Below are 24,475 nucleotides of genomic sequence, written 5' to 3' on the forward strand. Positions count from 1 at the left end.
AGGAAGGAATACGACGCAGGCAGCGGATTGCCCGTCAGGGGATCAGAAGCGAGGAATCCCCATAGCTGAAGAAGCGATAGCCGCTCTTCACGGCATGGGCATAGATGCGGCGGATTCGATCCGGCCCCATCAGGGCCGAGACCAGCATCATCAGCGTGGATTTCGGCAGGTGGAAATTAGTCATCAGGGCATCGGTCACGCGAAAGCGGTAGCCGGGATAGATGAAGATGTCGGTCGGCCCGGTCCAGGGGTGCAGGACACCCTGCGCATCTGCGGCGGATTCGATCAGGCGCAGCGCGGTGGTGCCGACGGGGATGACCCGCCCCCCGGCGCGCTTCGTCTGGTTGATCTCGGCGGCTGCGCCGGGGGTGATCTGACCCCATTCGGCATGCATCTTGTGGGTGGTGACGTCCTCCACCTTGACCGGCAGGAAGGTGCCCGCGCCGACATGCAGGGTGACTTCGGTGAACTCCACCCCCTTGGCCGCCAGGGCACGCAAGAGCGCCTCGTCGAAATGGAGCGAGGCGGTGGGCGCGGCCACGGCCCCGGCATGGCGGGCAAAGACCGTCTGGTAATCGGTGGCATCCTGCGCATCGGGTGCGCGCTTGGCCGCGATATAGGGTGGCAGCGGCATGGCCCCGGCCTCGGCCAGGGCGGCATCGAAATCCTCGCCCGTCGTGTTGAAGACAAGGCGCAGGTCGGTTTCGCCCTTTTCGGCCACTGTCGCGGAGAGACGGTCGGAGAAGGTGATCACCTCGCCCGCCTGAACCTTGCGCAACGGCTTGGCCAATGCGCGCCAGCCTTCGGCGGCGGGTTCCAGCAGGGTGACTTCGACCCTGGCGATGGCCTCTCCCCTCTGGCGGTGGCCGGACAGGCGGGCGGGGATGACGCGGGTGTTGTTCAGGACCAGCCGGTCGCCGCGACGGAAAATGTCGATCAGGTCGGAAACCCGCCTGTCGGCGATGCTGTCGCCTTCGGCCAGCAGAAGCCTTGCGCTTGTGCGCGGGCGGGCGGGACGCGTGGCGATAAGGTCTTCGGGCAGGTCGAAATCGAAATCGGACAGTTTCATGCCGGGTCAATCATCCCTTGGGTTCCGCAAGGCTGGGCGGATCGCGGCGGAACAGGTCGCGGAACATGCCCGGTGTCAGGATCGAAAGCGGATTGACCGACACGAGCGAACGTTCCCTCGTGCCGCGCACCCGATAGTTGAAGCCGAAAAGCCCCTCTCCCCGGCGGGTCAGGACAGAGCCGATGCCGTTGAGCATGTAGACCGGCGAGACGACCCCCTGCAAGTCCAGCGCGCCGGTTTCAGTGCCATAGACCCCCGCCATGGAGACGCCGATGGAATTGCCGACCGCCGAGCCGCGGGTGATTTCCACGGCTTCGGGCGTCAGGATGAACTCTCCCAAAGCCTGCCCGAAGGCCAGACCCGAACCGTTGAGCTGTTCCAGAAGCCCGACGACGGACACGGCATTCAGCAGTTCAGCCAGAACCGGCGCGTCGATGACGCGGAAATCGCGGATATCGGCACGCCCGTCATAGACGCCATCCTGCGCGCGCGGCAGAAGGCTGAGGTCAAGCTGCCCGCCCCGGGCCGAGGCGAAGACGCCGGCAGAGGCCAGCACCCCCCCGGCATTGTCCGACCGGATGCGGAAGGCCGCGCCGTTGCGGCCCGGAACCACGGTGCCGGTGATGGCGGCCTGCCCGTTGACCAGCGAAGAGAAGGTGCCGTTGAAGCCGCCGCGCGGCGAGAATTCCCCCCGAAAGCGGGTGAGCGAGATGCTTTCGGTGATGCGCAGGCGATCAAGCGACAGGGTCAGCGGGATATCGGCCATGCCATCGCCCCCATCGCCACCGCCAGCGGCGGCGGGCTTGCGGCGGATATCGACATTGCCCCCGGTCACGGTGATCGCCACGGGGCGGCCCGCACCCCGGCCCGCCACGCGCACGGCGCCCGTCATCCAGTCGCCAAGCGCGACTTCGGGGAAATCGGCGGCATCAAGCCCGCCATCGGGGCGCAAGGTGACGCGCCCGCGGGCCGAAAGGCCCGGTGCTTCGATCACGATTCTGTCGATCACCGGCTGCTTGCCCAATGTGGCGGCCACCTCCAGCCGACCGGTGGCGGCGGCGGGCTTGCGCCAGCCGGTGCCGGGCAGATCCATCGCGATGCGGTTCAGATCGGAAACAAGGCGCAGCCGGGCAGGTTCGCCCTTGGGCAGGTCGATCGTCACCATGCCCTGGCCATCGCCGCGCGCCAGAACCTCGGGCAGGCCAAGGCCGAATTCGGTGATCGTGGCGCGGGACAGGGCAACCGAGCCTTCGACGCGGGCGGGCGCGGCCTCCTTGCCGAAGGGCTGGGTGAAGGTGACATCGAAGGGCACGCTGCCTATGGTGCCGGGACCAGAGATGCGCAGGCCACGTGGATCGGCCGAAAGCGACAGGTCGGGGGCCGCGACGACCTTGCCGGGAACCAGCCGGTCGCTGGCGAAATCGGTGACCGTGCCGAAGACGGAAAAACCCACATCCTGCGCCTGCAGCCGTGGCACGAGGGGGAAGCGCAGCGTCGCCTCGATCCGGGCCTGGCCCTGCCCCAGATCGACCGGGCGGCCCGCCTTGGCCAGAAAGCCGAAGGGCGGTTCGTCAAGCAGCGAAAGCGCCGCCGTCAGGCTGGACGAGGTGCGCAGCAGAACCTCGGCCTGGGCGGGGCGGCGCGTGATGTCGAGGACCGAGAAGACCGATCCCGCCATGTCGATCACCCCGCCCTGCGGGGGCGTGACGGACCCGCGGCTGACCACCATCGTATAGGTCATGCCTTCGATCGTGGCATAGCCGTCGGCGGCGCGGATCGGCGGCAGGGTGCGCAGGAAGCGCACATCCGCCTCGCGGAAGTCATAGCCCAGCGACAGCACGGGTTCCTTGCCCGGCGCGATCCGCAGCGCGGCCTTCACATCCGACAGAGTGCCTTCGAGGACGTTCTGTTCCAGCCATTCGCGCGTGCGCATCACCAGCTTGACCGGCCAGAGCGCCAGCAGATCGGTATGGCTGATGGAATCGAGCGCGAGATCGACCGAGGCGGTCCAGCCTTCGCTGCCCGCGCTGATCGTGCCCCGGGCGGAAAGCCTGCGATCCGCCTCGACCAGCGCCACCTGCCCGATGTCGATCTGGAAGGGGTCCAGATGAATGCGCAGGTCCAGCGCGCCCTGGCTGAAGCGGACGGGTTGCTGGAAAAGCCCTGCCGGATCGACCTGCATCTTGGAAATGCTGATCTGGCTGAGAAAGGCCGCGGGCAGCCGTGCGCCAAGCGGGCCGGTCAGGATATCCCCTGCCTCGTCGACAAGGTAGGAATGCCCCGAAGCCCTGAGCCGGAGCGTGGTGCTTTCCACCCCGAAGTCGGTGAGGTTCACCCTGCCCCGCGCGGCATCATAGGCCAGCGTCATCGAGGCACGGTCGAAGGGGATGGGGACCGAAGCCGGCGTCGGGCGCAGCGCGCCAGAGCCGAGTTCAAGGACCGCGTCCATGGCCGTGATGCCTTCGGCGGCGAGGGCGGCATCAAGCTTGCCGGAAATGGCCCCGCCTTCGATGGCGGCAAGCGGCGCGAGCGGCGGGATCAGCGCGGCCAGATCGCCCGATTTCACGCGATCCACCGTGGCAGACAGCCGGGCCGTGCTTTCGCCCTTGCGGGTGATTGCGGTCATCTGGGCCTGGGCGGGGGTGCCTTCCTTGTCGAGAAGGGAAAAGCCCATCTCGCCGCGCAACTCTTCGTCTCGGTTCTCCAGCCGGAGCCGACCATCGCCCAGATCCCAGATCCGGCCGCTGCGGCGATCCGTCAGCGTCATGGTCAGGGCATCCGCGTCGATCCGGTTCAGATGCGACAGGCCCGGCAGGGCAAGGGCCGCGTCGATGGAGGCGAAGAGCGCGGTCAGGCTGTCGATCCGGCGGGCCTCCTGCCCCCCCGCGAAGGCGAGGTTGAGACTGCCGTCCCTTTCTCGCACGAGGTCGATGCGCCCGCCCGACAGGCGCAGGCTGCTGGGGCGAAGCTGGCCCTGCTTCAGGGCAGAAAGCGAAAAGGCGATCCGCGCCTCGGGCAGGATCATCATCGGGCTGCCGTCGCGGTGCAGCAGGCGCAGATCCTCGACCCGCAGGCGGGGGATCCAGTCACTGTCGACGCCCACTTCCACCCCGCCAAGCGCCAGCGCGGCATCTGGCATCGCGGGGGCCAGCGCCTGGTTCAGGCGCGACTCGGCCTCGGCCACGGCCCATACGGGAAGGCGCAGGAAACTTCCCGTGACGCCAAGCAGCGCAAAACCGCCCGACAGCAGAAGGACAAGCACCACCAGGAGGCTGACAAGGCCCCGGCGAAAGCGGCGGCGGCGCGGGCGGGGCATGGGGCCGGGCGCCGTGCCGGAGGACGACGGCGCGGCCCCTTCCGGGGGCGGCCCGCCTTCGGCCTCTGCCGACTGCCTGTCCGTCTGAGACACCGCGCCTGTTCCCCCTGCCGCCTCTTTTGCCGGGATTGCCTTTATCTTCCACCGAAGGCAACTAGAACGCAAAGAATTGATACGTGAACAGCAAGGAGCCGCCCGATGATCACTGCTGGCGATACCGCCCCCGATTTCACCCTTCCGCGCGATGGCGGGACGACCGTCACCCTTTCCGCGCTGCGGCCGGGAAAGGTTGTCCTCTACTTCTACCCCAAGGACGACACGCCGGGTTGCACCCTGGAGGCGCAGGATTTCACCGCCCGCCTTGACCAGTTCACCGCCGCAGGCACGACGGTGATCGGCGTCAGCAAGGACAGCGTGAAGGCGCATGACAAGTTCTGCAAGAAGCACGGGCTGGGCGTGATCCTGGCCAGCGACGAGACGGGCCATACCTGCGAGGATTACGGCGTCTGGCTGGAAAAAAGCATGTACGGCAAGACCTATATGGGCGTCGAACGGACGACCGTCCTGATCGACGGCGCGGGCAAGGTGGCGCGGGTCTGGAACAAGGTGTCCGTCAAGGGCCATGCCGACGAGGTGCTGGCAGCGGCCAAGGCGCTGTGATGCAGACGCTGGCCGGGATGGCGGTGGAGGTGTTGACCACCGCCGACGGACGCGAAAAGACGGCGTTGGGGCGGAAGCATGCCGCCGCATGGTTCGCCGCGCGCGCCGCGGGGCAGCCCTTGCCCATCGGAGAGGCCTCGCCTCCCCTGCGCCCCTCACGTCCGGCCAAGCCCGACCTTCTGCCCCCGCGCGAGGTGCCGCGCCGCAGGCCCGGCACCCCCGCCGGGCGCATCGCCCTTTTGCATGCGGTGGGGCATATCGAACTGAACGCGGTCGATCTGCATTGGGATATCATCGCCCGGTTCACCGATCATCCCATGCCATTGGGGTTCTACGACGACTGGGTGAAGGCCGCCGATGAAGAGGCAAAGCACTTCAACCTGATCTGTGATTGCCTTGAATCCATGGGCAGCCATTACGGCGCCCTGCCCGCCCATGCCGGCATGTGGCGTGCGGCAGAAGATACGGTGGACGATCTTCTGGGCCGTCTGGCCGTCGTGCCCATGGTGCTGGAGGCGCGGGGGCTGGATGTGACGCCCGGCATGATCGACATCTTCCGCAAGGCGGGCGAAGCGGGCCCCATAGCCGCGCTGGAGACGATCTACGCCGAAGAGGTGGGCCATGTCGCCTATGGATCGAAATGGTTCAACTGGCTGTGCGGGCGTGACGGGCTGGATCCCAAGGAGGTGTTCCATGACCTGGTCCGGAAATACTTCCACGCCACCCTGAAGCCCCCCTTCAACGAGGAGAAGCGCGCCGAGGCCGGGCTGCCGCCGGATTTCTATTGGCCCCTGACCGAGCGCGAAGAGGCGGAGGGATAGGCCCTTTCCGCCCCTATCGGCGAGTTCTTGCCGAGTTGCGGCGGTTTTTCCGCGTGCTTTCCGGGCATCAGGTCAAAAATCTTGCGGGGTGGGCCGTGGCTGGCTAATCAGACGGGGCCTCCACTTGGGAGCGTTTCACCCGTCCCTTGAAGCAACGCACGGACCCTGCCAAGTGCTGACGCGCCTCTCCTACCGGATCAACGCCACGCTGGAGCGTTTCCTTCCCGAACAGCGCCTTTTCCTGAAATCCGATACCGAAACCCGCTTCATCCGCCTGCGCCCCGTGACCCAGCTGGTCGCCATGACCGGCGGGGCGATGTTCGTGGCCTGGACGATCGTGGCAACAGCCGTGCTGATGATGGATTCGATCGGGGCGGGTTCGTCGCGCGAACAGTCGGCCCGGCAACAGGCATTGTATGAGGAACGGCTGAACGCGCTGTCGATGGACCGCGACCTGCGGGCGGAAGAGGCGGTGCGCGCGCAGGAGCGGTTCAACCTGGCGCTGGAACAGGTGGCCGACATGCAATCGCGCCTGCTGGCCTCCGAAGACCGCCGCCGCGAGCTTGAGACAGGGATCGAGGTGATCCAGTCCACCCTGCGCCGCACCATCATCGAACGCGACGAGGCCCGCGCCAATGCCGATCAGGCAGAGCTTGCGCTGGCCGAAAGCACCGGATCCGCCCGCACCGAGGAAGGCCGCGTGCAGGATTCCCTGCAGACGCTGAGCCTGCTTACCGAAGCGCTGGGGGAAACCGCCCAGGAACGCGACCTGATGGAAGGCGCGGCCGAGAAATCGGCCGAGAAGGCCGAAGAGATCATGGCCGAGAAGCGCGCGATGGAGCGCCGCAACGACGAGATCTTCGCCCGGCTGGAAGAGGCGGTAACCGTGTCGATGGAGCCGCTGGACAACATGTTCCGCGATGCGGGCCTGTCGCCCGACGACCTGCTGAATTCGGTCCGCAAGGGCTATTCCGGTACGGGCGGGCCGCTTTCACCGATTTCCTTTTCCACCTCCGGGGCGGCCGCCTCGCCCGAGGCGACGCGGGCCAATGCGATCCTCCAGGGGCTGGACCGCATGAACATGTACAAGATCGCCGCCTTCAAGACGCCCTTCGCCATGCCCGTGAACACGCCCGTCCGCTATACCAGCGGCTTTGGCGGGCGGAACGATCCCTTCGGGCGCGGCTATCGTCGGCATGAGGGGCAGGATCTGGCGGGGGCCTATGGATCGCCGATCCTTGCCACGGCGGATGGTGTCGTGATCCATGCGGGATGGGAGAATGGCTATGGCCGTCTGGTGAAGATCCGGCATGATTTCGGCATCGAGACCCGCTATGGCCATATGTCGCAAATCCGCGTCAACGTGGGCGATCGGGTATCGCGCGGCGACCGGATCGGTGATATGGGCAATTCAGGACGCTCCACCGGCACGCATCTTCACTACGAGATCCGCATCGGGGGCGAAGCAATCAACCCGATGACCTTCATAAAGGCAGCGAGAGATGTTTTCTAAGAGCCGTATCAATGAGCCGGGCCCCAAGCAGGCCGAAGCAGAAAAGCCGAAAGCACCGGAGGCAGGCGTGACCAAACCCAGCATGGACTTCACCCCTTCGGCGCCCAAGGGCAAGGCCTCTGCCTCGGTCCTGTCGTCGGATCTGACGGTTGTCGGCAACCTGCGCACCACCGGCGACATCCAGGTCGAAGGCACGGTCGAGGGCGATATCCGCGCCCATCTTCTGACCGTGGGCGAAAGCGCCACCATCCGGGGCGAGATCGTCGCCGATGACATCGTGGTGAATGGCCGGGTGATCGGCCGGGTGCGCGGCCTGAAGGTGCGCCTGACATCGACCGCCCGGGTCGAGGGTGACATCATCCACAAGACCATCGCCATCGAAAGCGGCGCGCATTTCGAAGGATCGGTCCAGCGTCAGGAAGACCCGCTGGCACAGGGCCGGACCGCCGCCCCTGCCGCGGCCCCCGCCGCGCCGGCCCAGAAGGCCGAGACGCCCTGATCGCGGAACGAAGCGATGTCGCTTGAAAGGGGCCCTTTGGGGCCCCTTGTCGATTCCGCGTTCACTCCGGGTTCATTCCGGCCAGGCCACGGCGCGGCGGTAAAGATGCCATGTGGCATGGCCCAGCACCGGCAGGACGATGAAAAGGCCCAGAAAGCCGGGCAGCATCCCCAGGAACAGAAGCACGGCAATGAAGGCCCCCCAGCCCAGCATCACGGCCGGATTTTCCCGCACCAGCGCGACGGAGGTCAGCATCGCGGTGACGAAATCCACCTCGCGATCATCCAGCAGCATGGGCAGGCTGACCACGGTCAGCGCATAGAGAAGCGTCGCGAAGACAGCGCCCACCGCCGTGCCGAAGGCCAGCATCGCCAGCCCTTCCGGCGTGACAAAGACCGCAAGCGAGGATGAGACATTCGTCATCGTGGCCTTGCCCAGGAACAGCGCAAAGATCATGTGCGACAGGAAGTTCCAGAACAGGAAGAAGACCACGATCACCGCCGCCATCGACGGGATCTGCCGGTCCTTCTGGCGAAAGACGACGCCCAGGATTTCCGAAAGCACCATCGCCTCGCCGCTTTCACGGCGGCGGCTGACTTCATAAAGGCCGCAGGCGATGAAGGGGCCAAGGATGGGAAAGCCTGCCGCGGCGGGCAATGTCCACCAGACCTGCCCCTGCGCGGTGAAGGCGAAGGTCAAGAGCCAGCCGCCCAGCACATAGACCAGCGCGAAGAAGGCCCCCATGCCGGGGCAGGCGCGGAAGTCGCGCCAGCCGCTGGCAAGGGCATGGCGCAGATCGCCGGTATCCAGCGATAGTATTTCTGGCAGCGCCGCGGGCGGCGTGCCGGCCTGATCTGACATTGAACCCTCCCGTTCCTGACAACAGGCTAAGCGGTGGAAGGGCCGCCATCAAAGATGTATTTTCAGGGCAGCTTAATCTTCGGCCGTGGCCTCGGCGCGGGACTTGCCCGCCACATCCATGGCCAGCGTCGCGGCCATGAAGCGATCCAGATCCCCATCCAGAATGCCCTGCGTGTCAGAGGTTTCCACGCCCGTGCGCAGATCCTTTACCATCTGATAGGGCTGCAGCACATAGGAACGGATCTGGTTGCCCCAGCCCGCCTCGCCCTTCGCCGCATGCTGGGCGTTGATCTCGGCGTTCCGCCGATCCAGTTCCATCTGGTAAAGCCGCGATTTCAGCGCGTTCATCGCAATCTCGCGGTTCTGGTGCTGCGACTTCATCGACGATGTCACGACGATGCCCGTGGGCAGGTGGGTGATGCGCACCGCCGAGTCGGTGGTGTTCACGTGCTGCCCGCCTGCGCCGGAGGAGCGGTAGGTGTCGATGCGGATTTCGCTGTCCGGCACCACGATCTCGATATTGTCGTCCACCACCGGGTAGACCCAGATCGAGCAGAAGGACGTATGCCGCCGCGCCGCCGAGTCATAGGGCGAGATGCGGACTAGGCGATGCACGCCCGATTCCGATTTCAGCCAGCCATAGGCGTTCTGCCCGGAAATCTTGTAGGCGGCAGAGCGGATGCCCGCCTCTTCGCCCGCGGTTTCGGCCTGAAGTTCGACCTTGTAGCCCTTCTTCTCGGCCCAGCGGACATACATCCGCGCCAGCATCGAGGCCCAGTCGCAGCTTTCCGTGCCGCCCGCGCCTGCGTTGATTTCAAGGAAGGTGTCATTGCCATCCGCCTCGCCATCGAGCAGGGCCTCAAGCTCCTTGGCGGCGGCAACCTCGACCAGCGCCTTCAGTGCGGCCTCGGCCTCGGCCACGATTTCCTGATCGCCCTCGGCCTCGCCCAGTTCGATCAGTTCGACATTGTCGCGCAGGCCGCTTTCGATCATCCGGTAGCTGGAGACGGCATCGAGCAGCGCCTGACGTTCGCGCATCAGCTTTTGCGCCTTGGCCGGATCGTTCCACAGATCGGGCGCCTCGATCATGGCGTCGAATTCCTCCAGCCGGTGCGGCGCGGTTTCCCAATCCATCCGTTGCGCAAGCAGCTTCAGCGATTTGGTGATCGCATCGACATTGTTCTGCGTTTCGGCGCGCATGGCGGTCTGGTCCTGTTCTGGTTTCCGGTGCGGTTTAGCCTGAGAGGCCGATGCGGGCAAGGGTTGCCCCTGCCCTGCCGGAAACCCCGGCAGGGTGCGCGGCCTGGATATGGCTGTCAGTAAAGTCCGCCGGAACTGAGCGTTCCGAAATCGGCCTTTTCGGGGATGACGGCGGTTTCCCCGGTGGCGGTGGTGACGGTGGTTTCCCCGCCCCCGCTATCCCCTTCGCCATAGGCAAAGAGCGGCAGGTTCGACCCCATGGCAAAGCCGCCATCAACCATCATGTCGAGGCCGATGATCCCATCCACGCCATCGCGGAAATATTCGACCTGCACATTGGGGCCAGAGGCATCATCCGGCAGCAGCGCGCCGGTGAAGCGATCCAGCTTGACCCAGCGCCCGCCTTCGGGGACGCGGAATTCGGTGCCGCCATAGCGCGCCACGGCCTCTTCCATGAATTCCTGGAAGACGGGCGCGCACATCCCCCCGCCCGATGCGCCGGAGCCCAGGCCGCGGGGCTGGTCATAGCCCATGTAGCAGCCCGCCACGATGTTCGAGGTATAGCCGATGAACCAGACATCCTTGGCATCATTGGTCGTGCCGGTCTTGCCTGCCACGGGAACCGGCAGGTTCACCGCCCGCGCCGCCGTGCCGCGCGAGACGACGCCTTCCATCATCGAGGTCAGCTGATAGGCGGTGACGGCATCCATCACGCGTTCCCGTTCAGACCGGATGGTGACGCCCGCGCCGGGATCGAGGCTAGCCAGGCGGCAATCGACGCATTCGCGCTGATCGTGGCGATAGATCGTCCGGCCAAAGCGATCCTGCACGCGGTCCACCAGCGTGGGTTCCACCCTTTCACCGCCATTGGCAAACATCGCATAGGCGGCCACCATCTTGAACAGCGTGGTTTCCTGCGCGCCCAGCGAATTGGCCAGGAAGGGGCGCATCGGATCATAGACGCCAAAGCGTTCGGCATAGCGGGCGACGGTTTCCATCCCGATTTCCTGCGCGATCCGCACCGTCATCAGGTTCCGCGACTGTTCGATCCCCGTGCGCACCGGGGTTGGCCCGTAGAACTTGTTCGAAGCGTTCTTCGGCGTCCAGAGGCCTTGGGCCGTTTCCACCTCGATCGGCGCGTCGACGACGATCGTGCCGGGGGTAAAGCCATTGTCGAGCGCGGCGGCATAGACAAAGGGCTTGAAGCTGGAGCCGGGCTGGCGGGTTGCCTGCGTGGCGCGGTTGAAGACCGAATCCTGATAGGAAAAGCCGCCCTGCATGGCGATGACGCGGCCGGTAAAGACGTCCATCGCCATGAAGCCGCCCTGCACTTCGGGCACCTGCCGCAGCGACCAGCGGACGAAGCTGCCATCCTCGTCCGAGGTGACGGCGCGCACCAGCACCACATCGCCTACGGCCAGCAGGTCGCCTGCGACCCGCGCCTTCCGGCCCAGGCTGCCATCTTCATTGAGCTTGCGCGCCCAGGTCACGTCCTCGGCCGGGATCCAGTGGCCATCCTCGTCATCCTCGACCCCTTCGATGCCGATGCGCGCGTCATTCTCGCCCAGTTCCAGAACGACGGCGGGCGACCATCCGGCGATATCGCGCGGGACATCGGTTTCCACCAGCGCCGGGCGCCAGTCGGCCAGACGGTCGGCTGCGATGGTCTTGCCGGTGCCGCGCCAGATGCCAAGGCTGCGGTCATAGCGTTCCAGACCGTCGCGCAGGGCCTTGGCGGCAACCTCCTGCAGATCGGGATCGACCGTCGCGCGGATCGACAGGCCGCCCCCGAAGAATTCCGCCTCGCCGAAGGTGGTGGAAAGCTGGCGGCGGATTTCGTCGGTAAAGTAGTTGCGCGGGGGCAGCGCCTCGCGGAAGGCGGGGTAATCGCCGTTCTGCACCGACAGAAGCGGGGTTTCCGCCTCGGCCCGGGCCTGATCGCGGGTGATGTAGCCGTCTTCGGCCATGCGGTTCAGAACATAGGCGCGGCGTTCCAGCGCGCGGTCCTTGTTGCGCACGGGATGCATTTCCGACGGCGCCTTGGGCAGCGTGGCAAGATAGGCCGTCTCGCCCGCAGTCAGCGCCGAAAGCGGCTTGTTGAAATAGGTCTGCGCCGCGGCGGCCACGCCATAGCTGTTCTGGCCGAGGAAGATCTCGTTCAGGTAAAGCTCAAGGATCTTGTCCTTGGACAGCGTCTCCTCCAGCCGGGTGGCGAGGATGATTTCCTTGATCTTGCGTTCGCCGGTGCGGTCGCCCGACAGCAGGAAGTTCTTCATCACCTGCTGGGTGATGGTCGAGGCCCCGCGCAGTTCCTGCCCGCGCGTCAGGATCGCATCGCGGAAGGCGGCGGCCATGCCGGTGACATCATAGCCGTGATGGGCGTAGAAATTCTTGTCCTCGGCGGCAATGAAGGCGTGTTTGACCAGATCGGGGATATCCTCGATCGGCACGAAAAGCCGCCGTTCCTGCGCGAATTCGTCGATGATGCGGCCCTCGCCGGAATAGATCCGGCTGATCGTGGGGGGCGTGTATTGCGACAGGCTTTCATGGCTGGGCAGGTCGCGGGAATACATCCAGAAGATCGCGCCGATGGTCAGCGCGCCGAAGAGGATGCCCAGCGTGACGGCCGTGAAGATAGCCCCGAAGAATGATCCGATGAACCTGACCACGCGCGTTTCCCGAAATCCGACAGATATCCCGCGCTTATACACGCGCGCGGTGGCAAAGGTCAAAACGATGCCGTGAAAGGCGCGCGGGACGGCAAGCCCCCGCCGGGGGCAGGCTCAGGGTTGATCCATGGCCCTCAGCGCCGCCTCCGTATCCGCCCAGCGGCGCAGGCCATCGCGCAAGGCGGCGGCCATCCGGCCGCGCCATTCGGGATCGAGCAGGCGGTCCAGATCCGAAGCCGAGGAAAGGAAGCCGATCTCGATCAGGACCGAAGGGATATCGGGGGATTTCAGCACCGAAAAACTGGCCTGCTGGATCGGGCGGCGATGCATCTTCAGCCCCGCGCCGGAAATCGCTTGCTGCAGCGTGTCGGCAAGCCTTGCGATGCGCGGCTGGGTTTCGGTGCGCGCCATGTCCATCAGCACGGTGGCCACCAGATCATCCTGGTTCGTCAGGTCGATCCCCGAGAGCAGATCGTCGCGATCATGGCGTTCGGCCAGGGCGCGGGCGGCGGCATCGCTGGCCTCTTCTGACAGGGTATAGATGGTGGCCCCCACGGCCTCGCCCTCGGCCAGGGCATCGGCATGGAGCGACAGGAACACATCCCCCCCCGCGGCGCGGGCGATGGAGATGCGCGTTTCCAGCGGAACGAAGACATCTTCTTCCCGCGTCATCACCACACGGAAGGCACCATCGCGCAGAAGAACCTCTTTCAATTCACGCGCGAAGGTCAGCATGAGGGCGGCCTCCGTATGGCCATCGCGCTCCGCCCCGGGATCAATGCCGCCATGCCCGGGATCCAGCACCACGATCAGCGGACCCGCGCCGCGCAGCACCGGGGGTGGCAGATCGGCGGGTTCCGGCAGGGACCATTCGGCAGGTTCGGGAAGCCCGGCCTGACGGGCAAAATCGGACGGGGTGGCAGGCCCCAGACGCACCTGCACCCGGGTGCCCTGCCCGGTTTCCATCTCGGCCGACAGAATGCCAAGCGGGGCCTTCAGCCCGATCACGAGACGCGACCAGCCGGGGCGGAAGGTGCCCGCCCGCAGATCGCCGATGCGGGCGCTGGCGCGCGGCATGGCGGCGATGCCGGACCAGTCCACCTCGCGGAAATCCATGATCAGGCGGGGGGGATTGTCGGCCAGTCGCACCCGCCAGGGAACGGGCTGGCTGAGGGCAAGGTCGATGCGGACCGTCTCGCCCTGATCGCTGACGGAAGAGGCCGCGGGATCCAGCCGCGCCAGAGCCGAGAGATCCTGCGCAAGGACAGGGGTCATCCCGAACAGGAGGCACAGAAGGAACACCAGAACTGACCGCATCACATCCCCCGCTTTGCGCAACTATCGGCAACCCTGCCGGGCTTGTCCATTCACGGCTGCATCACCGCCGCCGGTCGCCGCGACCGGCCATGTGGCGCTGCAGGCGGGCCAGCCCCTCGATGATGTCGGGCGTGGCGCGGGCATAGGAAAAGCGCAATGTCCGTGCCCCCCGGACAGGATCGAAGTCGAGTCCCGGCGTGACCGCCACCCCGGCTTCGTGCAAAAGCTCGCGCGACAAGGCGAGGCTGTCATCGGTCAGGTCCGAGACATCGGCATAGATGTAGAAGGCCCCGTCGGGCGGCGCGATGCGGGAAAAGCCCGCGCGCGGCAGCCCTTCCAGCATCAGGCGGCGGTTTTCGGCATAGACGGCGCGGTTGGCCTCCAACTCGTCAACGGCATCCAGCGCGGCCAGCGCCGCCACCTGGCTGGCATGGGGCGGGCAGATGAACAGGTTCTGCGCCAGACGTTCCACGGTGCGGATCTGGCCTTCCGGCACCACCATCCAGCCGATGCGCCAGCCCGTCATCGAGAAATACTTCGAGAAGGAATTGACGACCCAGACTTCGTCCGAAATCTCAAGCGCCGAAACGGCGCGGTCTGCGTAATGCAGGCCGTGATAGATTTCGTCGGATATGAAGGCGATGTCGCGCGACCGGGCCTCGGCGATCAGGGCGGCCAGCGCATCGCGCGACAGCATGGTGCCCGACGGGTTGCCGGGCGAGGCGACGATCAGGCCCTGCAGATCCACCCCCTGCAGATCGGCCGGCACGGGTTGCAGGCGGTTCTCGGCCCGCGTGGGCAGGCCCACGGGCACCAGCGACAGGGCGCGCAGGATCTGGCGATAGCTGGGATAGCCCGGCTCTCCCAGGCCGACCCTGTCCCCCGCATCGAAGAGCGCGGTGAAGGCCAGAAGGAAGGCCCCGGAAGAGCCTGCGGTGACGATGACGCGATCGGGGTTCAGGTCGATCCCGTACCAGCGGGCGTAAAGCCGCGCGATGCCCTGCCGCAGGGCTGGCAGGCCAAGCGCCACGGTATAGCCAAGGGGCTGGCTGTCCATCGCCCGGGCAAGGGCCGCACGTGCCAGCGCGGGGGCCGGGCTGCCGGGCTGGCCCACCTCCATGTGGATGATCGAGCGGCCCTGCTCTTCCAGCAGGCGCGCGGCCTCGACGACATCCATCACGATAAAGGGATCGACCTGACCGCGCCTTGAATTCCGCATCGCTGCCCCCTTAAGCTGTGCGCCAACTGCTCTGTCCCCTCCGGGGGCGGAGGTCAAGTGAATGCCCGACAGGGCCAACAGATGACGGAGCCTTGGATGCGTAACCTTCTTGCGGGCACAGCCCTTGTCGTGACCGGCGCCCTGGCGGGCGGCCTGACAGGCGCGCAGTCCGCGCGGGCCGAAGGCCTGATGGACATGACCGATGCCGAGCGCGCGGCCTTCGGGGCCGAGGTGCGGGCCTATCTGCTGGAAAATCCGCAGGTGATGATCGAGGTGATGAACGCGCTGGAGATGCGCGAACAGGCGGCGGCGGCAGATCGCGACCGCCAGATGCTGGCCGATCAGGCCGAGGCGATCTTCAACGACCCGGCCTCCTGGGTGGGGGGCAATCCCGAGGGCGACATCACGGTGGTGGAATTCATCGACTATCGCTGTGGCTATTGCCGCAAGGCCTGGCAGGAGGTCGACCAGCTGGTCGAGGGGGATGGGAACATCCGTTTTGTCCTGAAGGAATTCCCGATCCTGGGTGAGGAATCGGTGCTGTCCTCGCGCTTTGCCATCGCCGTGCTGCAGCTTCACGGCGGCGAGGCCTACAAGAAGGCCCATGATGCGCTGCTGTCGCTGCGTGGCGACACCAATCCCGAGGCGCTGGCGCGGATCGCGGGGGATCTGGGCCTTGACGCCGGGCCGATCCTTGACCGGATGAACGCGCCCGAGGTGACCAAGGTGATCGAGGACAATCACAACCTGGCGCAGATCATGGAAGTGAGTGGGACGCCCACCTTCGTGGTTGGCGGAACCATGGTGCGTGGCTATGTGCCGCTGGATGCCATGCAGCAGATCGTGGCGGAACAGCGCAAGAAGGACGGGTGAAGGCCGGCCGACGGGAAAGGACGGGCAGGTTCCCCCTGCCCTATTCCGCCGCCTCGGCCGCGGCCTTTTCGGCGGCCTCGATCTGGGCCGCCTTCTTTTCCACCAGCTCGACAATATGGTCGATCATCTGGTCATTGCCGAGCTTGTGGCTCTGCTTGCCTGCAAGATAGACCATGCCCGACCCGGCCCCGCCGCCGGTAAAGCCGATATCCGTCATCAGCGCCTCGCCCGGGCCGTTCACCACGCAGCCGATGATCGACAGCGACATCGAGGTGGTGACATGGGCCAGCCTGTCCTCAAGCGCGGAAACGGTCTTGATCACGTCAAAGCCCTGCCGCGCGCAGGACGGGCAGGAGATGATGGTGACGCCGCGATGCCGCAGGCCGAGGGATTTCAGGATCTCGAACCCCACCTTCACCTCTTCCACCGGATCGGCGGAGAGGGACACGCGGATCGTGTCGCCAATGCCCATCCACAGGAGATTGCCCAGCCCGATGGCCGATTTCACCGTGCCGGACATCAGGCCCCCGGCCTCGGTGATGCCCAGATGGATGGGGGCATCGGTCGCCTCGGCCAGTTGCTGATAGGCGGCGGCGGCGAGGAAGACATCGGACGCTTTCACGCTGATCTTGAATTCGTGAAAATCGTTGTCCTGCAACAGCTTGATATGATCCATCCCGGATTCGACCATGGCATCCGGACAGGGTTCGCCATATTTGTCGAGCAGGTGCTTCTCCAGCGACCCGGCATTCACGCCGATGCGGATGGAGCAGCCGTGATCGCGGGCGGCCTTGACCACCTCTTTCACGCGGCGAGCATCGCCGATATTGCCGGGATTGATGCGCAGGCAGGCGGCGCCCGCCTCGGCCGCCTCGATGGCGCGCTTGTAGTGGAAATGGATGTCGGCCACGATCGGCACCGGGCTTTCGGCCACGATCTCGCGCAGGGCGCGGGTGCTGTCCTCATCGGGGGTCGAGACGCGCACGATATCGGCCCCGGCGATGGCGGCGCGCTGGATCTGCTCCAGGGTGCCAGCGACATCGGTTGTCAGCGTGTTCGTCATGGTCTGCACGCTGATCGGGGCATCCCCGCCGACAAGCACCTTGCCCACGCGGATCTGGCGCGATTTCCGGCGATAGATGTTGCGCCAGGGGCGCACGGCGTTCAGGGACATCTCGTCGATCCTGCTAGGGGAAATCCTGCCCCAAGACATAGACCCGCAGGCCCGCCGGAGCAACCGCCGAGAGGGCGATCCCCTGTCCGACAGTGCGGGATCAATCGACCAGCGGCGCGGGTTCCACGGCGGCTTCGGCCACATTGACGAATTTCGCCAGATCGGCATCCACCGCAAGATCGGCTTCGGCGAAGGTCTGCGACAGCGTCTCGGCCGAGAGGGCCACGTTCTTTACGACCGAGGCACCGGGCGCCGCCGGGCCATAGGTGCGCCCGTTCACGGCGAAATAGACCGAACCGGAATTGCCCGCGCGCAGGACTGGCGGTTCTTCCAGCTTGGGCACGACATAGCGTTCGCCAGCATCGAGGATCTTTTCGAAAAGCACCGTGCCATCAGCCGATTGCACGCGCACCCAGGACGGCCGCACGGCAAGCACCTCAAGCTGCGGGGTCGCGTCGGCCACGACCTGCACGGCCCCGGCTTCCACGCCGGCCTCGACCAGCGCGTCATCCACCGCATCCGCAATCGACCCGGCCTGTGCCAGATCGGCCAGAGCGCCGGTTTCACGCGGATTGATCGCGGCGATGGGACCATCGCGCGATGTCAGAACCGGCACATCCAGCGCCTGCGGGCGATAGAGACGGTCCATCAGATCGGGCTGGGCCGAGGTATCGGCCTCGGCCAGGGCGGTGGTGTCCTCCGCGCCGGGCGCGGGGGCGGCTTCGGCCACGGCGGGCGCGCGGGTCTGCACCCCGGCGAGCGGGTCGATCTCGGCCACCACGACGGGGGCCTGATCCACGGGCGCAAGCTGCACGCGCTGCACTTCCTGCAGCACTGACCAGCCGCCATAGCCGATGGCCCCGATCAGCACGGCCAGCACAAGCACGGAACCCACGGCACCCGGTTCGATCCGGGCCAGCACGCTTTCGCCCCGGGGAACGAAGGTTGCATTGGGGTTTGCCAGCGGATCGCCGAATTCCTGCGGCACGCGCTTGGCCACCATGGCCGCCGAGGAAGCGGCCGCACTCATGCCATGGGCGACGGTGAAATTCGCCTCGACACAGAACTTGCGGAAGGCCCAGTCGGGATCCATGCCCAGATAGCGCGCATAGGACCGCACATAGCCCGCAACGAAGCCCTGGGTTTCAAAGGCCGAGACATCGGCATTCTCGATCGCGGCGATATAGGTGGCCTTGATCTTCAATTCGCGCTGGACATCGAGCAGCGATTTCCCGAGCGTGGCCCTTTCGCCGCGCATCAGGTCGCCAAGGCGCAGTTCGAAATCATCAAAGCCCTTCGGCTTTTCGACTTCGCCCGTCGAAGGTTTCGACCTCCAACCGATCATGCACCCCGCCCCATCACTGCCCCACTTGGCGAGCCGCAAACCCGCGACTCATTTTCTGTCGTATTCAGCATAAACTAGCACAGGGCAAGCGATTCTGCATGTGCGCAATGGGTCAGGCAGAGACCTCGGCACGATTCAGCGCACAATGCCGCCACAGCGCATCCATCGCGCGGATAAGGTTGTCGATCTGCTTTGGATCATGCACCGGCGAGGGCGTGAAGCGCAGGCGTTCCGTTCCGCGCGGCACGGTGGGGAAGTTGATGGGCTGGACGTAGATGCCATACTGATCCAGCAGCATGTCCGACAGCATCTTGCAATGCACTGGATCGCCGACATGGACGGGCACGATATGGCTGCCATGGTCGATGATCGGCAGGCCAAGCGCCTTGAGCCGGGTTTTCAGGATGCGGGCATGCAGTTGCTGGGCATCGCGCAGATGCTGGGCCGTCTTCAACTCGCGCACCGAAGCCGCGGCCCCGGCGGCCACGGCGGGCGGCAGCGAGGTGGTGAAGATGAAGCCCGGCGCATAGGAGCGGATGGCATCCACCATGCGGGCCGAGGCCGCGATATAGCCGCCGAAGACGCCATAGGCCTTGGCCAGGGTGGCATTGATGATGTCGATGCGGTGCATCTGGCCATCGCGTTCCGCCACCCCTGCCCCGCGCGGGCCATACATGCCCACGGCATGCACTTCATCAATATAGGTCAGTGCGTTGAATTCCTTGGCAAGATCGCAGATCTCGCGGATCGGGCCGAAATCGCCATCCATCGAATAGATCGATTCGAAGGCGATCAGCTTGGGCGCCGCCGGATCATCGGCGGCCAGCAATTCCCGCAGATGCGCCACGTCATTGTGGCGGAAGATGCGCTTGGCCCCGCCACCGCGCCGCACGCCTTCGATCATCGAGGCATGGTTGAGCGCGTCGGAATAGATGATCAGCCCCGGAAAGATCGACCGCAGCGTCGAAAGCGTGGCGTCATTGGCGATATAGGCCGAGGAAAAGACCAGCGCCGCCTCTTTCCCGTGCAGATCGGCAAGCTCTGCCTCCAGCTGCTTGTGATAGACGGTGGTGCCCGAGATGTTGCGCGTCCCGCCCGAGCCTGCGCCGGTCGCATCCAGCGCCTCATGCATGGCGGCAAGCACCTTGGGATGCTGGCCCATTCCCAGATAATCGTTGCCGCACCAGACGGTTATATCGCGTTCCGTGCCATCGGGGCGACGCCAGACAGCCTGCGGGAAATGCCCCTTCTTGCGAACGATGTCGATGAAGGTGCGGTAGCGGCCTTCGTCGTGCAGGCGTTGCAGGCTGGCATCCAGCGCGGCTTCGTAGTTCATCGCGTCTCCTATCCGGCCCGGCGCGGGCCGTCCTCAGTGCGCCTTGTCCTTCGCGGCCCCGTTGGCCCCGACGCCGTGTCAGGCATCACCCCTGCGCGGCAAGCGTCTTGTCAGTCATGGAACGGCAGTCATTTGCAGACTTTGATATGCATCAATCTGTCAAACATTCCTTGCCTTGTCCCGGGACGAGTTGCCGCAATCACTCGGCAATGGCAACGGTGCAATCCGTCGCGGCCTCCTGCTTGGCGGTGCAGGCGGCGACGGCCTCCTCCGCCGTGGCGCCAAGGCCCCAGGAACCGGTCAGGGCCGAAATCGCCAAGGCCCCGGAATAGTTCTGGAAATCCGCCGTGGCCGAGGCGGAAAGCTGCAGCGGGCGCGCCTCCCAGCCTTCGGGGCGGACCTGGGCCACGATGACGCAATCAGCCGCGCCCTTCTTCTTGGCGTTGCATTCGGCAAGGGCGGCGGTGCTGGCGGCCTCGATCGTGTGGTGGTTGGCGGCGGCGATCGTGGCCTCGGACATCAGCCCTTCATCGGGCGAGATGGCGATGGCGGCGTAATAGGGCTGATCCTTGGCGACCATGGCCAGCATCTTGGCCTGATCCTTGGGCAACACGCCCTGGCCGTTGATTTCCACCTCGGCCGGGGCTGGCGGAAAAAGCAGCGCGGCGGCGGCATCGCCCGTGACGGCCTGCGACAGGGCGGGGCCTGCCGAAAGCAGAAGGAAGGGAACCATCATGGCGGATCTGGGCATGGCACACCTCTGCGCGGGACAACGTGGCTGTTCTAGCCTGTCGGGGCGGGTCTGGACAGGGGCAGTCGTGCTGTTAGGGTCGCGGCGCGGTTCACATTCAGGAGAAGCCCGATGACCCTTGACGCAGTTCTTGCCCGTATCGACGCAGATTTGCCGCAGGCGCTGGAACGGTTGATGGCGCTCTTGCGGATCCCGTCGATTTCCACCGATCCGGCCTACAAGGCCGATTGCGCCCGGGCGGCGGACTGGCTGGCCGAGGATCTGCGGGGGCTGGGTTTCACCGCCGAAAGCCGCCCCACGCCGGGCCATCCCATGGTGGTGGGCCATGGCGGGGCGGGTGGGCGGCACCTGCTGTTCTATGGCCATTACGACGTGCAACCCGTTGATCCGCTGGAACTTTGGGCGCGCGATCCCTTTGATCCGGCAATCGAGGAGACGGCCAAGGGCAAGGTGATCCGCGCGCGCGGCAGTTCGGATGACAAGGGCCAGCTGATGACCTTCATCGAGGCCTGCCGCGCCTGGAAGGCGGTGCATGGCAGCCTGCCCGGAAGGCTTACGATCTTTCTGGAGGGGGAAGAGGAATCGGGGTCGCCCTCGCTGATCCCCTTCATGCGGGAGAATGCCGATGAGTTGCGGGCGGACCTTGCGCTGATCTGCGATACGGGCCTGTTCGAGGATGCGGTGCCTGCGATCACCACCATGCTGCGGGGGCTGTGCAAGGCGGAATTCACCGTCCGGGCCGCGTCGCGCGATCTGCATTCGGGGATGTATGGCGGGCTGGCGCGCAATCCGATCCATGTGCTGACACGGCTGCTGGCGGGGCTGCATGATGCGAACGGGCACGTGCAAGTGCCCGGATTCTATGACGATGTCGCCGAATTGCCCGATGAGTTGCGCGCCCAGTGGCAGGCGCTGGCCTTTGATCATGGCAAATATCTGGGGGATGTGGGCCTGTCCCTGCCCGCGGGCGAGGTGGACCGGACGCCGCTGGAAATGATCTGGTCGCGCCCCACGGCCGAGGTGAACGGGATCTGGGGCGGCTATACCGGGGCGGGGTTCAAGACGGTGCTGCCGGGCGAGGCGCATGCGAAGGTGAGTTTCCGTCTGGTATCCCGGCAGGATCCCGAGAAGATATTGAAATCCTTCCGGAAATGGGCCGAGGCGCAGATCCCCGCGGATTGCGAGATCCTCTGGCATGACGGCATCGAGGGGTCGCCTGCCAGCGTCATGGAGATCGGCGATCCGGCCTTCGAGGCGGCGCGGCAGGCCCTGACCGAGGAATGGGGGCGGGCCGCGGCCTTTGTCGGATCGGGCGGGTCGATCCCGATCGCGGGCTATTTCAAGACGGTGCTGGGCATGGATGCCATGCTGATCGGCTTTGGCCGGGATGACGACCAGATCCACAGCCCGAACGAGAAATACGATCTGGACTGCTTCCACAAGGGAATCCGGTCCTGGGCCCGCGTCCTGGCGAGGCTGGCATGAGCGTGGAAATCCGCGACGCAGGCCCGCAGGATGAGGCGGGCTGGCGCGAGCTTTGGCAGCAATACCTTGATTTCTATGAGGTATCCCTTGCACCCGAGGTGACGGCGGCCACCTGGGCGCGGCTGATGGATCCGGCATCGCCCGTCAAGGCGCGGCTGGCCTTTGCGGGGGGGCGGATGGCGGGATTCGCCATCCATCTGCACCATCCCTCGACCTGGGTGATCGGGGATGACTGCTATCTGGAGGATCTGTTCCTGTCGCCCGAGGCGCGCGGCAAGGGGCTGGGCCGTGCGTTGATCGAGGATCTGATGGCGCTGGCGCGGGGCAAGGGCTGGCAGCGGCTGTACTGGCATACGGATGAGACGAACAGCGTGGCGCGGCGGCTGTATGACCGGTTCACGCCTTCGGACGGGCATCTGCGCTATCGGTTGCGGCTGTGAGCCGCGCGCTGCGTTAATCTGCTGCGATATCAGGGGCATGGGCCGGAGGGGCCATGCCGCGACCGGTGCAGGCTGCCGGTGCAGACGGCTGTGCATACGCCGAGGCACAGAATCGGCCGGAAAAGGCGTTAACCTTAACCCTTTCCTAACCGCGGCTGAGCGCCATGCGGGCCAGTTTGGCCGCCAGGATCAGCCAGGGCAGCGCGTGGAACAGGAGATCGAAGATGTCGAGCGGGCGGGTCAGCGTGCCTGCGGCCAGCATCCGCAGCTTTTCCCAGATATGCGGTTCCGGCAAGAAGGGCGCGAGGCCAAGGGTCAGCGCCGCGATCACGGCAAGGCTGAGGGGGATCTGGTCGAGATAATGCATGAGAAACTCCGTCATGGCGGACGGCTATCATCCATGCAGGAACTTGCATCTGTGGTGAAATGGCGCGGTTGACGGGGCTCGAACCCGCGACCCCCGGCGTGACAGGCCGGTACTCTAACCGACTGAGCTACAACCGCGCTGGTCACATTCGGGAAAGCGGGCGGTGGCGCGGTTGACGGGGCTCGAACCCGCGACCCCCGGCGTGACAGGCCGGTACTCTAACCGACTGAGCTACAACCGCGCTGGTCACATTCGGGAAAGCGGGCGGTGGCGCGGTTGACGGGGCTCGAACCCGCGACCCCCGGCGTGACAGGCCGGTACTCTAACCGACTGAGCTACAACCGCGTGTCCACCGCCCGGCTTTCCGAACGTGTGGGGGTATTACGGAAGGGCGCGGGCGGCGTCAAGCGAGGATTGGGGAAAATTCCGGGGGAAGTGGGGAAAGCGAAATCTGACGCAGATTTCGCGTCGATTTCTGCACGCAGAAATCGCCTTCCGGGCGCGGCGCCGGTTGGCGGAATTTGCGTCAAATTCCGTCGCGGTTTCTGCGTCAGAAACCGCTTACGGCGCGGGGATGAATTCCGCGTCATCGCCCGGCGGCAGGCGGAAACGGCCATGCGCCCAGTCGCCGGCGCGCCAGGCCTCTTTCGCGGCCTCGATCCGTTCCTTGGAGGAGGCCACGAAGTTCCACCAGATATGGCGCGGCCCATCCATCGTGGCCCCGCCCAGCAGCATGATCCGCGCCCCCTGCCCGCCTGCGCGGGCCGAGACCCGGTCACCGGGGCGGAAGACCAGCATCTGGCCTGCGGGGAAGGTCTGGCCTGCCACCGTCACCTCGCCCGAGAGGATGTAGATGCCGCGATCCTCATGCTCGTCCGGCAGGGGAATCGCGGCGCCGGGGGCAAGGGTGGCGTCGGCGTAGAACACCTCGGACGGGGTGGCGACGGGGACGGTCTCGCCCCAGGCGTTGCCGAGGATCAGGCGGACCTGCTTTCCCTCTCCCTCCAGTTCCGGCAGGACGGAGGCGGGGGCATGCAGGAAGGCGGCGGGGTCATCCTCGTTCTTCTGCGGCAGGGCGAGCCAGGTTTGCAGGCCGAACATGGCATGGGGCCTTGCGCGCATCTCGCCATCGGTGCGTTCGGAATGGGTGATGCCGTGGCCCGCCATCATCAGGTTGACCGCGCCCGGTTCGATCCATTGATCGGTGCCGAGGCTGTCGCGGTGATGCATCCGGCCCTTGAGAAGGTAGGTGACTGTGGCCAGGCCAATATGGGGATGGGGGCGGACGTCGATCCCCTGCCCTGTCAGGAATTCGGCGGGGCCCATCTGATCGAAGAAGATGAAGGGGCCGACCATCTGGCGCTGGGCCGAGGGCAGCGCGCGGCGCACCTCGAAGCCGCCCAGATCGCGGGCGCGGGGAATGATGACGGCTTCGATCGCATCGACGGCATCGCCGACGGGGATATCGGGATCGAGGGCGGGGTTCCAGCTCATGGCAGCCTCCGGGGATCGGGGGGATCAGGAAAGCCCGAGGATAGGCGCTGTGCGCCCGCGCGTCAT

20 protein-coding genes and 3 tRNA genes are annotated in these 24,475 nt (G+C 65.9%); 7 read left to right on the plus strand and 16 right to left on the minus strand.

The window, feature by feature from the left end; all coding sequences use genetic code 11:
* Positions 1–34: 34 nt before the first annotated feature.
* A complete protein-coding gene (gene queA / locus G5V65_RS14430; protein WP_165051373.1) occupies positions 35–1,069 on the minus strand; it encodes a tRNA preQ1(34) S-adenosylmethionine ribosyltransferase-isomerase QueA in 1,035 nt (344 codons plus the stop codon).
* 10 nt (positions 1,070–1,079) lie between these two features.
* Positions 1,080–4,478: a hypothetical protein gene (locus G5V65_RS14435; RefSeq protein ID WP_343162851.1), complete on the minus strand. Its 3,399-nt coding sequence runs from the start codon at positions 4,476–4,478 to the stop codon at positions 1,080–1,082.
* 105 nt (positions 4,479–4,583) lie between these two features.
* Here G5V65_RS14435 and G5V65_RS14440 point away from each other — a divergent pair, with 105 nt between their 5' ends.
* From G5V65_RS14440 to G5V65_RS14455, 4 genes are all read left to right on the plus strand, one after another.
* The gene (locus G5V65_RS14440; RefSeq protein ID WP_165051376.1) at positions 4,584–5,045 is read left to right on the plus strand and encodes a peroxiredoxin; all 462 of its coding nucleotides are present in this window, start codon (positions 4,584–4,586) and stop codon (positions 5,043–5,045) included.
* The gene (locus G5V65_RS14445) at positions 5,045–5,866 is read left to right on the plus strand and encodes a ferritin-like domain-containing protein (protein ID WP_165051378.1); all 822 of its coding nucleotides are present in this window, start codon (positions 5,045–5,047) and stop codon (positions 5,864–5,866) included. Before G5V65_RS14440 ends, G5V65_RS14445 begins: the two co-directional genes overlap by 1 nt.
* A 172-nt stretch (positions 5,867–6,038) precedes the next feature.
* Positions 6,039–7,379 carry a DUF5930 domain-containing protein gene (locus G5V65_RS14450; protein WP_165051380.1) on the plus strand — a complete coding sequence of 447 codons (1,341 nt, stop codon included), beginning with the start codon at positions 6,039–6,041 and terminating at the stop codon, positions 7,377–7,379.
* The gene (locus G5V65_RS14455; protein WP_165051382.1) at positions 7,369–7,878 is read left to right on the plus strand and encodes a bactofilin family protein; all 510 of its coding nucleotides are present in this window, start codon (positions 7,369–7,371) and stop codon (positions 7,876–7,878) included. The genes G5V65_RS14450 and G5V65_RS14455 overlap by 11 nt, the downstream gene beginning before the upstream one ends.
* Before the next feature lie 72 nt (positions 7,879–7,950).
* On the opposite strand, the gene G5V65_RS14460 is transcribed toward G5V65_RS14455, so the two are convergent.
* The 5 genes from G5V65_RS14460 to G5V65_RS14480 form a co-directional block, all read right to left on the minus strand.
* Positions 7,951–8,739, minus strand: a complete 789-nt coding sequence (locus G5V65_RS14460) for a DUF2189 domain-containing protein (protein WP_165051385.1) — start codon at positions 8,737–8,739, stop codon at positions 7,951–7,953.
* A gap of 72 nt (positions 8,740–8,811) precedes the next feature.
* Positions 8,812–9,939: a peptide chain release factor 2 gene (prfB, locus tag G5V65_RS14465; protein ID WP_165051387.1), complete on the minus strand. Its 1,128-nt coding sequence runs from the start codon at positions 9,937–9,939 to the stop codon at positions 8,812–8,814.
* 116 nt (positions 9,940–10,055) lie between these two features.
* The gene (locus tag G5V65_RS14470) at positions 10,056–12,608 is read right to left on the minus strand and encodes a PBP1A family penicillin-binding protein (RefSeq protein ID WP_165051389.1); all 2,553 of its coding nucleotides are present in this window, start codon (positions 12,606–12,608) and stop codon (positions 10,056–10,058) included.
* Positions 12,609–12,722: 114 nt separating this feature from the next.
* Entirely contained in the window at positions 12,723–13,925 is a 1,203-nt protein-coding gene (locus tag G5V65_RS14475) for an N-acetylmuramoyl-L-alanine amidase (RefSeq protein ID WP_165051391.1), read from the minus strand.
* Between the two features lie 61 nt (positions 13,926–13,986).
* The gene (locus tag G5V65_RS14480) at positions 13,987–15,144 is read right to left on the minus strand and encodes a pyridoxal phosphate-dependent aminotransferase (RefSeq protein WP_165051394.1); all 1,158 of its coding nucleotides are present in this window, start codon (positions 15,142–15,144) and stop codon (positions 13,987–13,989) included.
* Positions 15,145–15,240: 96 nt separating this feature from the next.
* Between G5V65_RS14480 and G5V65_RS14485 the strand changes: the two genes are divergently transcribed.
* Positions 15,241–16,017: a DsbA family protein gene (locus G5V65_RS14485; RefSeq protein ID WP_165051396.1), complete on the plus strand. Its 777-nt coding sequence runs from the start codon at positions 15,241–15,243 to the stop codon at positions 16,015–16,017.
* 40 nt (positions 16,018–16,057) lie between these two features.
* Here the strand turns inward: G5V65_RS14485 and ispG are convergent, their stop codons facing one another.
* The 4 genes from ispG to G5V65_RS14505 all read right to left on the minus strand — a co-directional run bounded on the left by ispG (position 16,058) and on the right by G5V65_RS14505 (position 20,623).
* Entirely contained in the window at positions 16,058–17,191 is a 1,134-nt protein-coding gene (gene ispG / locus G5V65_RS14490; protein WP_165051398.1) for a flavodoxin-dependent (E)-4-hydroxy-3-methylbut-2-enyl-diphosphate synthase, read from the minus strand.
* Between the two features lie 100 nt (positions 17,192–17,291).
* Positions 17,292–18,536, minus strand: a complete 1,245-nt coding sequence (locus G5V65_RS14495) for a helix-turn-helix domain-containing protein (protein WP_165051401.1) — start codon at positions 18,534–18,536, stop codon at positions 17,292–17,294.
* A gap of 112 nt (positions 18,537–18,648) precedes the next feature.
* Positions 18,649–19,872 (minus strand): 5-aminolevulinate synthase, encoded by a 1,224-nt coding sequence (gene hemA, locus G5V65_RS14500; protein ID WP_165051403.1) that lies wholly within the window; start codon positions 19,870–19,872, stop codon positions 18,649–18,651.
* Positions 19,873–20,071: 199 nt separating this feature from the next.
* A complete protein-coding gene (locus G5V65_RS14505; RefSeq protein ID WP_241250576.1) occupies positions 20,072–20,623 on the minus strand; it encodes a DUF4189 domain-containing protein in 552 nt (183 codons plus the stop codon).
* Between the two features lie 111 nt (positions 20,624–20,734).
* Between G5V65_RS14505 and G5V65_RS14510 the strand changes: the two genes are divergently transcribed.
* Both G5V65_RS14510 and G5V65_RS14515 read left to right on the plus strand, forming a co-directional pair.
* Positions 20,735–22,108: a M20/M25/M40 family metallo-hydrolase gene (locus tag G5V65_RS14510; protein WP_165051405.1), complete on the plus strand. Its 1,374-nt coding sequence runs from the start codon at positions 20,735–20,737 to the stop codon at positions 22,106–22,108.
* A complete protein-coding gene (locus G5V65_RS14515) occupies positions 22,105–22,548 on the plus strand; it encodes a GNAT family N-acetyltransferase (RefSeq protein WP_165051408.1) in 444 nt (147 codons plus the stop codon). The genes G5V65_RS14510 and G5V65_RS14515 overlap by 4 nt, the downstream gene beginning before the upstream one ends.
* A 145-nt stretch (positions 22,549–22,693) precedes the next feature.
* Here the strand turns inward: G5V65_RS14515 and G5V65_RS14520 are convergent, their stop codons facing one another.
* The 5 genes from G5V65_RS14520 to G5V65_RS14540 all read right to left on the minus strand — a co-directional run bounded on the left by G5V65_RS14520 (position 22,694) and on the right by G5V65_RS14540 (position 24,409).
* Entirely contained in the window at positions 22,694–22,930 is a 237-nt protein-coding gene (locus G5V65_RS14520; protein WP_241250577.1) for an RND transporter, read from the minus strand.
* A gap of 45 nt (positions 22,931–22,975) precedes the next feature.
* Positions 22,976–23,052, minus strand: a tRNA-Asp gene (locus tag G5V65_RS14525).
* Positions 23,053–23,079: 27 nt separating this feature from the next.
* Positions 23,080–23,156, minus strand: a tRNA-Asp gene (locus G5V65_RS14530).
* Positions 23,157–23,183: 27 nt separating this feature from the next.
* Positions 23,184–23,260 (minus strand) — tRNA-Asp (locus G5V65_RS14535).
* Between the two features lie 216 nt (positions 23,261–23,476).
* Positions 23,477–24,409 carry a pirin family protein gene (locus G5V65_RS14540; protein ID WP_165051410.1) on the minus strand — a complete coding sequence of 311 codons (933 nt, stop codon included), beginning with the start codon at positions 24,407–24,409 and terminating at the stop codon, positions 23,477–23,479.
* Between the last annotated feature and the right edge of the window lie 66 nt (positions 24,410–24,475).

Origin of the sequence: Paragemmobacter kunshanensis (assembly GCF_011059185.1) — a bacterium.
GTDB classification, from domain to species: Bacteria; Pseudomonadota; Alphaproteobacteria; order Rhodobacterales; family Rhodobacteraceae; genus Paragemmobacter; species Paragemmobacter kunshanensis.

Excerpts from the sequence above, each read along its gene's own strand:
- queA (WP_165051373.1), bottom strand. The coding sequence starts at position 1,069 with ATGAAACTGTCCGATTTCGATTTCGACCTGCCCGAAGACCTTATCGCC.
- G5V65_RS14440 (WP_165051376.1), top strand. The coding sequence starts at position 4,584 with ATGATCACTGCTGGCGATACCGCCCCCGATTTCACCCTTCCGCGCGAT.
- G5V65_RS14445 (WP_165051378.1), top strand. The coding sequence starts at position 5,045 with ATGCAGACGCTGGCCGGGATGGCGGTGGAGGTGTTGACCACCGCCGAC.
- G5V65_RS14455 (WP_165051382.1), top strand. The coding sequence starts at position 7,369 with ATGTTTTCTAAGAGCCGTATCAATGAGCCGGGCCCCAAGCAGGCCGAA.
- G5V65_RS14460 (WP_165051385.1), bottom strand. The coding sequence starts at position 8,739 with ATGTCAGATCAGGCCGGCACGCCGCCCGCGGCGCTGCCAGAAATACTA.
- prfB (WP_165051387.1), bottom strand. The coding sequence starts at position 9,939 with ATGCGCGCCGAAACGCAGAACAATGTCGATGCGATCACCAAATCGCTG.
- G5V65_RS14475 (WP_165051391.1), bottom strand. The coding sequence starts at position 13,925 with ATGCGGTCAGTTCTGGTGTTCCTTCTGTGCCTCCTGTTCGGGATGACC.
- G5V65_RS14480 (WP_165051394.1), bottom strand. The coding sequence starts at position 15,144 with ATGCGGAATTCAAGGCGCGGTCAGGTCGATCCCTTTATCGTGATGGAT.
- G5V65_RS14485 (WP_165051396.1), top strand. The coding sequence starts at position 15,241 with ATGCGTAACCTTCTTGCGGGCACAGCCCTTGTCGTGACCGGCGCCCTG.
- ispG (WP_165051398.1), bottom strand. The coding sequence starts at position 17,191 with ATGTCCCTGAACGCCGTGCGCCCCTGGCGCAACATCTATCGCCGGAAA.
- G5V65_RS14495 (WP_165051401.1), bottom strand. The coding sequence starts at position 18,536 with ATGATCGGTTGGAGGTCGAAACCTTCGACGGGCGAAGTCGAAAAGCCG.
- hemA (WP_165051403.1), bottom strand. The coding sequence starts at position 19,872 with ATGAACTACGAAGCCGCGCTGGATGCCAGCCTGCAACGCCTGCACGAC.
- G5V65_RS14505 (WP_241250576.1), bottom strand. The coding sequence starts at position 20,623 with ATGCCCAGATCCGCCATGATGGTTCCCTTCCTTCTGCTTTCGGCAGGC.
- G5V65_RS14510 (WP_165051405.1), top strand. The coding sequence starts at position 20,735 with ATGACCCTTGACGCAGTTCTTGCCCGTATCGACGCAGATTTGCCGCAG.
- G5V65_RS14515 (WP_165051408.1), top strand. The coding sequence starts at position 22,105 with ATGAGCGTGGAAATCCGCGACGCAGGCCCGCAGGATGAGGCGGGCTGG.
- G5V65_RS14520 (WP_241250577.1), bottom strand. The coding sequence starts at position 22,930 with ATGACGGAGTTTCTCATGCATTATCTCGACCAGATCCCCCTCAGCCTT.
- G5V65_RS14540 (WP_165051410.1), bottom strand. The coding sequence starts at position 24,409 with ATGAGCTGGAACCCCGCCCTCGATCCCGATATCCCCGTCGGCGATGCC.